The following is a 12,818-nucleotide window of genomic DNA, read 5'->3' on the forward strand; positions in this document are numbered from 1 at the left end:
ATGGCGTTTTTCTCAAAGCTAAAGGACAAGCTGTTCAAATCCTCGTCCCGCCTCGAACAGGGGCTTGAGGCCATCGTCGAGGATGGCGGTGAGGAAACGACCGCACCGGACCCGATTATTCCTGACCCTGAGCCACAACCGGAACCCGTGCCAGAAGTTCCGCAACCGGTGCCTGAAATACCAGAGCCCACTCCAGCTCCTCAACCGGTTGAAGTTCCTGAACCCGCACCAGTTGATCCGACACCGGCACCCCCGCCACCCGAGGCCGCGCCCTCCAAAGGTATGCTGGGCCGTCTGTTCGGCCGCAACGAGGCCAAAACCGCCGTCCGCCGTACGCTGGATGACGACATGCTGGAACAGCTCGAAGAGCTGCTGATCACCTCGGACATGGGCGTAGACACCGCCCTGCGCGTCACGTCCAACATGGCCGAGGGGCGCTATGGGCGCAAACTCTCGACCCAGGAAATCAAACAGCTGCTGGCCCAAGAAGTCGCCCGCGTAATGGAACCTGTCGCCAAACCCCTGCCGATCTACCCCAAACGACCGCAGGTGGTATTGGTCGTTGGCGTGAATGGCTCAGGCAAGACCACCACCATCGGCAAGCTGGCCAGTCAATTCAAATCAGCAGGCAAAAAGGTCGTCATCGCCGCCGGAGACACCTTCCGCGCCGCCGCGGTCGAACAACTACAGGTCTGGGGCGAACGCGCAGGCGTGCCCGTCCTGACCGCCCCGGAAGGGTCCGATCCCGCCAGCCTTGCCTTCGACGCTCTGACTAAGGCGCAGGAAGACGGCGCAGACCTTCTGATGATCGACACTGCAGGCCGCCTGCAAAACCGTGCCGACCTGATGGAGGAACTGGCCAAGATCGTCCGAGTGATCCGCAAGAAAGACGAGACCGCGCCACACAACACGTTGCTGGTTCTGGATGCCACCACCGGCCAGAACGCACTGAGTCAGGTTGAAACCTTCCGCAAGCTGGCCGACGTCTCTGGCCTTGTGATGACCAAATTAGACGGCACCGCAAAAGGCGGCGTTCTGGTGGCACTGGCAGACAAGTTTGGCCTGCCCATCCACGCCATCGGTGTAGGAGAGCAAATCGACGACCTCGCCCCCTTCGACCCCGAAGAATTCGCCGCTGCCCTGACCGGCTTGGGCCAAAGCTGACCCGCAACTTCATCTGGCCAAAAATATCCTCGGGGGTCTGGGGGCAGACAGCCCCCAGCCTCTTCACCAAGCACAAAGATCTGACACTTGAGCGACTGGCTGATCTCACTCGAAGGCACGGAAGCAGGCCATCAGCTTGCCCTGGGGTTGGCCCTGATGGCCGCCTTTCTGCACGCGGTTTTCGGGGCGTTGCAAAAGGGCCGCCACGACCCGTGGTTGTCGCGCGGGGCAATCGACGCCTGCTACTGCCTGATGGCCGCCCCGTTTGCCTTTTTCGTGGTGCCTTGGCCGGAACCCTATATGTGGCCGATCTTCGCCGTCGTATGGCTGATCCACATCGCCTACAAAACACTACAGGCAATGGCCTACACCAAAGGCTCTTATACCGTTGTCTACCCCGTGGTCCGGGGCACTGGCCCGTTATTCACCGTCATAGGAGCCTATCTCCTGTTCGGGGAAACCTTCACCGGCATGCAATGGTTCGGCGTAGCCGTCTTACTGGCCGGTATCTTCGGGCTGGCCGCCTATAACTTCCATTTTCTGGAAACCAACCGCGAGACGCTGGGCATTGCGCTTATTCTGGCCGTCTGCACAGGCCTGTTTGTTGCTCTCTACACGACCTATGATGCTTATGGCATTCGTGCCACCGCCGATCCGTTCACCTTTCTGGCTTGGTTCTTCATGATCGATGGTGCCACCATGCCTTTCTACGCCTTCCTCAGATGGCGCGCGATGATCAACCGCCCTGCTATCGGACCTTTGATGCTGCGCGGTCTTGCAGGCGGGATTATCGCCCCCATGTCTTTCGGAGCCATCATGCTGGCAACAAGGCTCGACAAAGTGGGTGAGGCCGCCGTTCTGCGGGAAACGTCAACCGTCTTTGCAGCTCTGATCGGATGGTTGGTATTGAAGGAAACCGTGGGGCCAAGGCGGATCGCATTGATGGCATTGATTGCACTCGGCGCCGTAATAGTTGAAATGGGCGGGTAAGCAGCAGGAAGAACCGATGACCGGCAAAAAAGAGATCAACCCAATTCTGAAACAGGTTCTGGAGCTTGGCCCCCCGCTGGCCTTCTTTTTTATCTATCTGCGCCTGCGAGATGACAGTTTCCTGATCGGCGGCATCGAATATTCCGGCTTTATCGTTGCCACCATAATCTTCGTACCTTTGATGCTCGCTGCAATGGGCATCCTCTGGTATCTGACAGGCAAGCTCAGCCGGATACAGATTTTCACCGCAATCATGGTCATTTTCTTTGGCGGTCTGACCGCTTGGTTTAATGACGAGCGGTTCTTCAAGATGAAAACCACACTGGTCTACGGCTTCTTCTCGATCATGCTGGGCATTGGCCTTTTGCAAGGCAAATCCTACCTTGCCTATGTCCTGGATGAGATGCTGCCCATGCGCCACGAAGGCTGGATGATCCTGACGCGGCGCTTGTGCGCGTGTTTCGCGGTTTTGGCCATTGCCAATGAATTCGTCTGGCGCACAATGTCGACCGACATGTGGGTGAAAATCGAAACCTTCGCTTTCCCCATTGCTCTGATGGCGTTTCTGATGCTGCAGTTCAGTCTTCTGCAGAACTACATGGACGATCCGGACAGTCAGTAAGAAAACCGCGTTTAAGGCATTCACCCTGAGAGTTTAAAAGGATTTGAGTCTGTTCCCGGCCAGATTGTGCGGAAAAGCGGACAAAAAACTTGGCTAAATGCCGAAGCTGTGAAAAGTTGTGTCACCATCCACCACTCACAGCCGGAGAATTCGAAACGCATGACGGCTTTCCCAGACAGCGGCTTTCTGTCCGAGGCGTCCGACAGGTTGAAGGCTATGCTTTCCGCCCAGGCGACTGAAATTTCTCTGGACCGGGGGGACGTTCTGTTTGAACAAGGCGACAAAGGTGACGCTCTGTTTGCCATCCTTGAAGGCACGCTTGAGGTTTCCTTTCTAGCCATGAGCGGCCGAAAACTTTCACTGACCCTGATGCGCCCCGGAGAGATCTTTGGCGAGATTGCCCTGTTTGACAGCGGCCCCCGCACCGCCACCATCGCAGCGGCCGAACCGTCCCGCGTTTTACGAGTACGCCAAGGCGACGTAATGGAGCAGATCCGCGAACATCCCGATTTGGCCGTCGACCTGATCCGCCTAGCAGGTTTGCGCATGCGGTGGATGGGATCGCAACTGAACGAACAGGTCTTTCTGCCGATGCCGATCCGACTGGCGCGTAAACTGTTGCATCTGTCGGAACTTCAGGACGACCCCTCTACCCGGATCACCCTGTCGCAAAGCGAGTTGGCAGAATTCGTCGGCGCCACCCGCGAAGCGGTGTCCAAGACCATTTCCACCTGGAAGCGAGACAATGTTGTCGAGGCCTCTCGCGGTGGAATAATGATTCAGGATTTCGAGGCGCTCAGGGCGCTCGCTGAGTCGGACCTTATATAATCCCTGTGACCTGCTTCACAGACCAAGGGTCACATTAAGACTATTTTCAGAAATGTTACCGTAGGAGGTCAGAGAATCATCCCCGATATCTGTCCACTGACCTCTCCCTGTATCAGAGCCATACACCTACCCGGGTGTATGGCTCGTTTATTTTGCGCCCGGCAGATTGAGGTTCCCAGAATCAGTTTCTCGGCAATCTGGTGCCATCAGAGCCTGTGACAGATGGCGCATTGAACTGACGTAAAAAAGGCCGGGTGACCCCCGGCCTTTGTCGCGCTATGAGAAACGATTACCCGTCAATGCTCAGCGCCACAAACCGAGGTTCGCCACCACGACGCACCAGCAGCAACAGAGATTTGCGCCCCGCTTCGCGTGCTTCCTCCATACGTGCTTCGAGGTCATCAATCGAGCTTACCTTTTGCTGACCCGCCTCGGTGATCAGATCACCGGCGCGCAAGCCTTTGGAGAAGGCCTCGGACCCTTCGTCAACTTCGGTCACAACCAAACCTTCGGCGTCGGCATCCAAACCGAGATCCGACCGCAATGTGTCAGTCAGGGGCGAAATAGTCAGACCCAGAATATCCGCATTCTCCTCGGTCGGAGCTTCAGAGGTCTCTTCTTCACCATCTTCGTCACGCTCTGCATCCTCTCGACGGCCCAGCGTTACCAGTATGGTCTGGGTGCCACCATCGCGCTGCACTACTACGCGAACAGATTTGCCTACAGTGGTTTCACCGACCTGACGCACCAGACCGCGCGTGTCTTCGACCTCCACCCCGTCAAAGCTCAGGATCACGTCTCCGGCCAGCAGACCAGCATCCTTGGCGGGTCCGTCAGGCACATCACTGATCAGCGCACCGCCGGGCTTGTCCAGCCCCATCGCCTCGGCCATGTCTTCCGTTACGTCCTGAATGCGCACGCCCAGCCAGCCGCGGCGGGTTTCCCCAAACTCGCGCAGTTGGTCGACAACCTTGACCACGACATTCGATGCCATCGAGAACCCGATTCCGATTGAGCCACCATTGGGCGACAAGATCGCCGTGTTCACACCAATCACCTCGCCATCCATATTGAACAGCGGCCCGCCCGAGTTCCCCCGGTTGATCGCCGCATCCGTCTGAATGTAGTCGTCGTAAGACCCGCTCAGAGCCCGGTTCCGCGCTGAAACGATACCAGCCGAGACCGAGAAGCCCTGACCCAACGGGTTGCCCATGGCGATAACCCAATCGCCCACGCGCGCAATGTCGCTATCACCGAATTGCACATATTTCAGCGGACCAGTTGCCTCGACCTTAAGCAGTGCAATGTCGGTTTTCTCATCCGTACCAATCACCTTGGCTGGCAGCTCTTTCTTGGGCTGACCGTCACCGGGGAAGAATTCTACAAGGATTTCATCTGCTTCCGCGATGACATGATTGTTGGTGACGATATAGCCATCCTCAGAAATCACAAAGCCGGATCCCAGCGCATTGCTGCGGCGTGGGCGGTTGTTATCATCACCGTTGCGGTCCTGAAACTCACGAAAGAAATCCTCGAAAGGCGAGCCTTCGGGTACAATCCCCTGCGGACCGGTTTGCCCTTCGACCAGCGTAGAGGTCGTGATGTTAACCACGGCCGGGCTAATCTTCTCGGCCAGCGGTGCCAGACTTTCGCCCCGCGCCTGCGCGGCGACGGTCTGAGCCAGCACAAGTAGCATCCCCGCAAAGGCCAGCCACACCAGCCGCATGAAACCAACACCATCATCCCGCGGGACAGAAATACTGTGTGCTTGAGCCTGCACTTGGGAACTCCTTGTCGACAATTATCGTGCGGTCGCCCCTTAGCGACCATTCTTAGCAACCAATGTAGTCAGTTTGTTCAAGCCCGCAACTCGGGATCGCGGGGAATTCACTGGCAATTGAAATCACTTCCCTAAAACCCGACCTGATAGGCACCCCACAGCAGCACTAGACCGCTGACCACGCACAGCAGGCCCGCCAGTCTCCGCGCCTGTTCGGGCAAGGTTCGCAGCGCCTCGAGCATACGTTCAATAAGCGAAGGGGCCAGCGCATAGGCCAGCCCCTCGACAATCAATACCAGCCCAAGGGCCAGAAGGATCATACCCATTACTCAGCAACCGGCGCACGCCGTCCTGTTGGAGATCCAAGGTAGTTGAAGAAATCAGAATCCGGACTCAGCACCAGCGAGCTGTTACTACCCTGAAGGGCATTCTCATACGCGGTGAGTGAACGGTAGAATTCAAAGAACTCCGGATCCGCACCATAGGCTTCGGCAAAGATCGCGTTGCGTTCGGCGTCAGCCTCACCTCGGATAATCTCCGCCTCACGATTGGCGTCGGATACCAGTTCAACAACAGTCCGGTCGGCCTGCGCACGAACACGCTGCGCGGCCTCATTACCACGGGCGCGTTCGTCTGTCGCTTCACGTTCCCGCTCGGCTTTCATCCGGTCGAATGTAGCTTCGAGGTTGGCCTGCGGCAGATCAGTCGCCTTCAGCCGCACGTCGATCACGTTGACGCCCAGCGCCTGTGCTTCGGCAATCGCGCTGTTGCGGATCCGCAGCATCAGCGCGGCGCGGTCAGAACTCAGGATGTCGCGAGACGACACCGAACCCAGAACTTCGCGGGTTTCGGCGCGCAGGATGCGATCCAGTCGATCTTCGGCAACTGGGATACCACCTACACCAACGGCCTGACGGAAACGATTAAGATCCGAAATCCGGTAGCGCGCGAAGGCGTCTACAACCAGACGACGGTCATCCAGAGGTGTCACCTCGAGCGGTTGAACGTCGATGGAGAGGATACGGTCGTCATAGCGGACAACTTCCTGAATTAGCGGGATTTTGAACGCCAGACCGGGCTCTTCCTTGACCGCTACCACACGACCAAATTGCAGAACCAGCGCGCGCTCCCGTTCATCGACGATGAAGATCGACGACAGGCCAACAACGCCGAGAATCACGACGACAATGAGAAGAATGGGTGATTTACGCATTAGTTGCTCTCCCCGCTCTGATTGCGGCGCAGCTCGTTCAGCGGCAGATATGGCACGACGCCCTGCCCCTGACCGGTCGAGTTTTCGTCCAAAATGATCTTGTCCACATCACCCAGAACCTGTTCCATCCGTTCCAGATAGAGACGTTTTCGGGTCACGTCAGGCGCTTTGGTATATTCCTCCAGAACCGCGCTGAAACGGCTGGCTTCACCCTGTGCGCTGTTGATCTGCTGCGCGCGATAGGCTTCGGCTTCTTCCAGTACCTGCGCGGCTTCACCACGCGCTTCCGCCAGCACACGGTTGGCATAGGCGTCGGCCACGTTTTGCAGGCGGTCCCGCTCCTGCGCGGCGGCTTGAACGTCGCGGAACGCGGCAATCACGTCCTGCGGCGGGTCGGCCTTGTCGAAGTTCACGCGCACGATATTAATTCCGGAATCGTAGCTATCCATTGTGGACTGGATCAGTTCCTGCAGACGATCCGCGATAATTCCGCGATCTCGGTTCAGGATCGGTGCCAGTTCGCTTTGCGCAATGATTTCACGCATCGCTGATTCCGACACAGCACGGATTGTCTGGCGTGGATCACGCAGGTTAAACAGGAACTTGGCCGGATCGCTGATGTTCCAAACGACTTGGTAGTCGATATCGACCACGTTCTCGTCGCCGGTCAGCATCAAGCCATCGTCGCTACCACGTGCGCCGCCCATATCCTCAGTTTGTTCGCGAGTAACCGGGATGACCTCCGCGGTCACAAAAGGCCATGGTGCAAAGTTCAAACCTGGATTTCCAACGGCCGAAAACTCACCAAGAAACAGTTCAACCGACTGTTCTTCGGGCTTTACGGTGTAAAAGCTGGCCGCACCCCAAAGTACAGCGGCAACGACCACGCCGATTAGCACTGTGCCTTTGGTAAAGATGGGGCCACCGCCGCCTGCGCCCTGACCGCCGCCACGGCCACCACCGCCACGACCGCCCATCAGGACGCGCAGTTGTTCCTGGCCTTTCTTCATCAGCTCGTCGATCTCGGGGATCTGCGGGCTTTCGCCTTCGGGAGGCTTGCGCCCGTCCCCGTTGTTACCCCGATTTCCTCCGCCACCGGAAGAGCCTCCGCCCCCCCAGGGGCCACCGCTGTTGCCCGCCATATGTATCTATTCCTTCGTGTTGGACCGTGTGATCACGGGTTCCCTTGTAACTTGTGTGCGCGCGGTTGCAAATCAAGCAGTGCGCACAGGTTGCCGCATTGTCACCAGTTCCTCGGCCATAACTGGGTGAACCGCAACCGTTCGGTCAAAATCTTCCTTGGTCGCGCCCATCTTAACGGCGATTCCTGCCAACTGGATCATCTCACCCGCGCCAGGTGCCACGATATGACAACCCAGCACCTTACGAGTGGCCTGGCTGACAATCAACTTCATCAACACACGCTGCGTTCCACCTGCAAATGCCTTTTGCATAGGCTTGAACGAAGTGGCGTATACCTCGATCGGTTCCTGCGCCGCAGCTTCTTCTTCGCTGAGACCAACCGTGCCGAATTCCGGCTGGGTAAAGATCGCAGTCGGGATCAATTCATGATCTACCGGGGTCGGATTACCCTTGAAGACGGTTTCGACAAAAGCCATCCCCTCGCGGATCGCAACCGGGGTCAGGTTTACACGGTCAGTCACGTCACCAATGGCAAAGATCGAGGGCACGCCGGTCTGGCTGTACTCATCCACGATGATCTCACCCTTGCGGCCGCGTTCGACGCCTACGGCCTCAAGCCCCAGATTGTCGGCGTTGGGCGCACGGCCGGTGGCATACATGACCACATCGAACAGTTGCTCGGACCCGTTGGTGGCCTTTACCCAGATCTTGTCACCTTGCTTTTTCATTTCAAGCACATTGGTGCCCAGATGCAGATCGATGCCGTTCTGGCACATCTCTTCGCTGATCAAGCCACGCGCCTCTTCGTCGAAACCGCGCAGGATTTGCGCACCGCGATAGAACTGGGTGGTCTTTACGCCCATTCCGTTCATGATCCCCGCAAATTCGCTGGCGATATAGCCGCCGCCGACGATCAAGATGCTTTCGGGCAGTTTGTCGAGATGGAAAATCTCGTTCGAGGTAATCGCTAGGTCCGAACCCGGAAACTCGGGCACAACCGGGCGGCCGCCGGTGGCGATCAAGATGTGTTTGGCCGTCTTACGGGTGCCGTCAGCCAGCTCAACTGTGTGAGCATCAACAACAGTGGCGCGCTGATCAAAGCTTTCGACGCCGTTGTTCTTGAGGATATTGCGATAAATACCTTCCAACCGGTCCAATTCTGCCACCAGCTTTCCATGGAACGTGTTCCAGTTCAAAGCACCGGGCTGAATGTCCCATCCGTAAGCCTGCGCGTCCCCGACCATGCCCGAGAACTCACTGGCAAAGACCATCAGCTTTTTCGGCACGCATCCTCGAATGACGCAGGTTCCGCCATAGCGATCCTCTTCGGCCAGCGCCACCTTGGCACCGTTCTCACCAGCCGCCACACGAGCCGCGCGAACCCCGCCCGAGCCGCCTCCGATGACGAACAGATCATAGTCAAAGCTCATAGTATTTCCCGTCGTTTGTCTGATTGGGGTGGAATTCAGCAACCCTCAGATATGGTATAGTTCCAAAGTTGCAATTCATTCTTTGTCAAAGCGCGGCCAGAACCCAGAAAGCGGGCGCGCAACCCACGATATCTTGCCAGAGTTTTCGTTAAACTTGGCACGCGGTCGTTCCTTAATCCGCCAAATCAGAGAACAGGTTATCACCGCCCTCGATCAATTGGTCCAGTTCAGTGATGGAAGCGTTTATGTCCCGTACTTCGACCCGACCATCGCCATGACCGATCACAACTTTGTCACAAATATCGATGAACAGCCCGTTTTCGACCACACCCGGAACCTGATTGAGCACCAACGCCAGTTGCCGCGCATTGCCGATGCGCTGCAGATGCAGGTCGAGGATGTGGTTCCCCTCATCCGTCACGAAAGGCGCTTCGCCATTCATCCTCAGCATTGCCGAGGTTCCCAGAACATCCATCGTGTCCAGTGCTTCCTCGATCAGCGTGCGGGTCGTCTGCCAACCGAATGGGATGACCTCAACGGGCAAGGGAAACGCGCCTAGCGTCTCAACCTCTTTCCCTGCATCGGCAATGACGATCATCTGGTCACTGGCTGTGGCGACGATCTTTTCCTGCAGATGCGCGCCCCCGCCCCCCTTGATCAGGTTCAACTCTCCGTCGAACTCGTCCGCGCCATCAATAGTCAGGTCCAGCCAACCAGCCTGATCCAGCGAGACGACCTCGATCCCGACCTCGCGGGCCAATTGTGCGGTGCGGGTCGAAGTAGGAACCCCTTTGACACGCAGACCCTCATTCTGAACCCTTTCACCTAGGCGGCGCACCATCCAGGCGGCGGTCGATCCAGTACCTAGCCCGACGCGCATCCCATCCTGAACCATGTCCGCAGCACGGCGCGCGGCGGCGTATTTTGCCTTGTCGATGGGTGACAAATCTCGGGTCATGGCAGCGTTTCCCTGTAGTGCTGCGGAACTTATACGGAAAGTGACCGCCAACTGCGAGTGCCAATTCAGTCACTTATACTGCAAACATACGCCTAAAATACGCGTTTCCGATGGGAAACGTCGCAATCGATGCTTCGCGCAGACACCCCACGATATACATACAAGATATGACCGCGCCCTATCGCCTTCACTATGCCCCCGACAACGCCTCTCTGGTCGTCAGATTGGTGTTGGAAGAGATGGGCCTGCCCTATCAGACCGTTCTGGTAGATCGCCGCCGGAACGAACAGGACAGTGCGGCCTACAGGGCGCTGAACCCGAACGGGCTGATCCCGGTGTTGGAAACGCCAAACGGGCCGATCTTTGAAACAGCTGCAATTTTGCTCTGGCTGGCGGATACACATGGGCAATTAGCCCCTGCCCCCGACAGCCCGGACAGGGCGGCGTTCCTGAAATGGCTGTTTTTTGCGTCCAACACGCTTCACGCGGACCTTCGCATCTTGTTCTACGCCGAGAAATACATTGACGCCGCGCAGGCCGAGACGTTGCGTACCGGCATCCGCCCGCGACTGCGACAACATCTGCGAGCGCTTGATGCCGAAGCGAAAAATGCACCGATTTGGCTGTGTCCAGATCACCCCTCGGTTCTAACCTACTATCTGGCGTGCCAAATGCGCTGGATGGCCCTCTATCCTGCCTGCGCAGATCGCAGTTGGTTTCAATTGGCGGACACGCCTTACCTGCAAGCTATCCTGATGCAGCTTGAAACCCGCCCCGCTACGCAAGCCGCAAACGCGGCCGAGGGGTTGGGGGTTACGCCGTTCACCTCTCCTAGTTATGCTACTCCTCAAGAAGGCTCAGCTACCTGATATGTTTTTATCTGTCTTCGATATGTTCAAAGTGGGCATCGGCCCGTCTTCGTCTCATACCATGGGGCCAATGGTGGCCGCCGCACGCTTTCTGGACATGATGCGCGCGTCTCCGTTCGAATTCACCGGATTACGCGGGTCTCTGCACGGCTCGCTGGCTTTTACAGGTGTCGGACATGCGACGGATCGTGCCACCATCCTCGGTCTAGCCGGCTTCGTGCCGGACACTTATGACAACGACAAGGCCGAGGCCGCGCTGGCCGAGATTGCCGAGACACACAGCGTTACCCCCGAAGGCTTGCCGTCACTGCAGTTTGATCCCAAGGCCGATCTGGTCTTTGACTACGAAAACAACCTGCCCGGTCACGCCAATGGAATGATCCTGATGGCCACCGACGCACAGGGCGATGTGATCCTGCGGCAAGTCTTTTACTCAGTCGGCGGCGGCTTTGTCTTAACCGAAGAAGAACTGGCCGAGGGCAAGGCGACCGAAGAGGGCGACCCGGTGCCGTTCCCGTTCAAATCCGCCGCCGAAATGCTGCAGATGGCCAAGGACAGCGGTAAGAGCATCGCTCAGATGAAGCGCAAAAACGAAATCGCACGCGGCTGTGCCAACAGTTTTGCAAAGGGTACTGCGCGCCTTTGGGAGGTCATGAACAATTGCATCGAACGTGGCCTCAAGACCGATGGCATTCTTCCCGGAGGTCTGAATGTCCGCCGCCGGGCCAAAGGCATCTACGATGCACTGCAGGCCGAGCGGGGCATGAACCTGAACGCGCCGCACACCATCAATGACTGGATGAGCGTCTATGCCATGGCAGTGAACGAGGAAAACGCCGCCGGTGGTCAGGTTGTCACCGCGCCAACCAACGGAGCGGCGGGTACGATGCCTGCTGTGCTGCGTTATTACCTCGAACATGTGCCGGGTGCGTCGGAAAGCCATGTTGAGGATTTCCTGCTGACAGCTGCCGCCATTGGTGGCCTGGTCAAATACAACGCCTCGATCTCGGGCGCCGAAGCGGGCTGTCAGGCCGAGGTCGGAAGTGCATCCGCTATGGCCGCCGCAGGGCTGTGCGCTGTGATGGGCGGCACCCCAGAACAGGTTGAAAACGCCGCCGAAATCGCGCTTGAGCATCATCTGGGCATGACCTGCGACCCGGTTGCTGGGTTGGTGCAAGTCCCCTGTATCGAACGCAACGGTTTGGCAGCAATCAAGGCGGTCTCGGCAGCTTCGCTGGCATTGCGTGGTGATGGGAAACACTTTGTACCGTTGGATTCCGTGATCGAAACCATGCGCCAGACCGGGCATGATATGCACGAGAAATACAAGGAAACGTCGCTAGGTGGATTGGCGGTGAACATACCCAACTGCTGACGCAAACATTGAGGGGTGAGATGCGAGGACATTGCCTGTGCGGCACCATCCGATACAAGATTGACCCACCGGTCCTGTCCTGCGTGTCCTGCCACTGCGACAGTTGCAGACGGCAGTGCGCTGCGCCGATGACAACCTATTTCGGCGTGCGTGACGGGCAGTGGCGATGGACTGGCGAGTCGCCGAAAATCTTCAATTCTTCCCCGGGTGTCGAGCGCAGCTTTTGCCCACATTGCGGCACGCCGATTTCGTTCCGGTCACAGTCTATGTCGGACGTGTTGCACCTTTATGTAGCAACGCTGGAAGACCCGAACCAACTGGAACCCACGCTGCACGTGGCACATGAGGAAAAGTTGGACTGGCTGCGGCTGGATGACGACCTGCCGACCTGCATTGGGCCGGATTACACCAAGGTTCAGCCGCTGCCCTAGGAGCTTTCCACCAGT

General features: G+C 57.7%; 13 protein-coding genes. 7 read left to right on the plus strand and 6 right to left on the minus strand.

Features of this window, described 5'->3' with window-relative positions:
• The 4 genes from ftsY (at position 1) to ACR0D7_RS02315 (ending at position 3,604) form a co-directional block, all read left to right on the plus strand.
• A complete protein-coding gene (gene ftsY, locus ACR0D7_RS02300; protein WP_480677569.1) occupies positions 1 to 1,164 on the plus strand; it encodes a signal recognition particle-docking protein FtsY in 1,164 nt (387 codons plus the stop codon).
• 87 nt (positions 1,165 to 1,251) lie between these two features.
• Positions 1,252 to 2,154 (plus strand): EamA family transporter, encoded by a 903-nt coding sequence (locus ACR0D7_RS02305; protein ID WP_170381547.1) that lies wholly within the window; start codon positions 1,252 to 1,254, stop codon positions 2,152 to 2,154.
• Between the two features lie 16 nt (positions 2,155 to 2,170).
• Positions 2,171 to 2,776 carry an inner membrane-spanning protein YciB gene (locus tag ACR0D7_RS02310; RefSeq protein WP_170381548.1) on the plus strand — a complete coding sequence of 202 codons (606 nt, stop codon included), beginning with the start codon at positions 2,171 to 2,173 and terminating at the stop codon, positions 2,774 to 2,776.
• 159 nt (positions 2,777 to 2,935) lie between these two features.
• The gene (locus tag ACR0D7_RS02315; protein WP_170381549.1) at positions 2,936 to 3,604 is read left to right on the plus strand and encodes a Crp/Fnr family transcriptional regulator; all 669 of its coding nucleotides are present in this window, start codon (positions 2,936 to 2,938) and stop codon (positions 3,602 to 3,604) included.
• Positions 3,605 to 3,893: 289 nt separating this feature from the next.
• Here the strand turns inward: ACR0D7_RS02315 and ACR0D7_RS02320 are convergent, their stop codons facing one another.
• The 6 genes from ACR0D7_RS02320 to rpiA form a co-directional block, all read right to left on the minus strand.
• On the minus strand, positions 3,894 to 5,330 hold the full coding sequence (locus ACR0D7_RS02320) for a DegQ family serine endoprotease (RefSeq protein WP_480677999.1): 1,437 nt from the start codon (positions 5,328 to 5,330) through the stop codon (positions 3,894 to 3,896).
• A 185-nt stretch (positions 5,331 to 5,515) separates the two neighbouring features.
• Positions 5,516 to 5,710 carry a DUF2065 domain-containing protein gene (locus tag ACR0D7_RS02325; protein WP_058280889.1) on the minus strand — a complete coding sequence of 65 codons (195 nt, stop codon included), beginning with the start codon at positions 5,708 to 5,710 and terminating at the stop codon, positions 5,516 to 5,518.
• A complete protein-coding gene (gene hflC / locus ACR0D7_RS02330) occupies positions 5,710 to 6,597 on the minus strand; it encodes a protease modulator HflC (RefSeq protein ID WP_480677570.1) in 888 nt (295 codons plus the stop codon). The genes ACR0D7_RS02325 and hflC overlap by 1 nt, the downstream gene beginning before the upstream one ends.
• On the minus strand, positions 6,597 to 7,739 hold the full coding sequence (gene hflK, locus ACR0D7_RS02335; protein WP_480677571.1) for an FtsH protease activity modulator HflK: 1,143 nt from the start codon (positions 7,737 to 7,739) through the stop codon (positions 6,597 to 6,599). The genes hflC and hflK overlap by 1 nt, the downstream gene beginning before the upstream one ends.
• A gap of 72 nt (positions 7,740 to 7,811) precedes the next feature.
• A complete protein-coding gene (gor, locus tag ACR0D7_RS02340; RefSeq protein WP_170381554.1) occupies positions 7,812 to 9,170 on the minus strand; it encodes a glutathione-disulfide reductase in 1,359 nt (452 codons plus the stop codon).
• A gap of 172 nt (positions 9,171 to 9,342) precedes the next feature.
• Positions 9,343 to 10,128, minus strand: a complete 786-nt coding sequence (rpiA, locus tag ACR0D7_RS02345) for a ribose-5-phosphate isomerase RpiA (protein ID WP_170381555.1) — start codon at positions 10,126 to 10,128, stop codon at positions 9,343 to 9,345.
• A gap of 167 nt (positions 10,129 to 10,295) precedes the next feature.
• Between rpiA and ACR0D7_RS02350 the strand changes: the two genes are divergently transcribed.
• From ACR0D7_RS02350 to ACR0D7_RS02360, 3 genes are read left to right on the plus strand one after another with little or no spacing between them, the layout of a single operon-like run.
• Positions 10,296 to 10,997, plus strand: coding sequence for a glutathione S-transferase family protein (locus tag ACR0D7_RS02350; RefSeq protein ID WP_480677572.1), 702 nt, complete (start codon positions 10,296 to 10,298; stop codon positions 10,995 to 10,997).
• Position 10,998: 1 nt separating this feature from the next.
• Entirely contained in the window at positions 10,999 to 12,372 is a 1,374-nt protein-coding gene (locus ACR0D7_RS02355; RefSeq protein ID WP_480677573.1) for an L-serine ammonia-lyase, read from the plus strand.
• A gap of 20 nt (positions 12,373 to 12,392) precedes the next feature.
• Positions 12,393 to 12,803, plus strand: coding sequence for a GFA family protein (locus ACR0D7_RS02360; protein WP_480677574.1), 411 nt, complete (start codon positions 12,393 to 12,395; stop codon positions 12,801 to 12,803).
• Positions 12,804 to 12,818: the final 15 nt, after the last annotated feature.

This window comes from Ruegeria sp. BB7 (assembly GCF_056539365.1).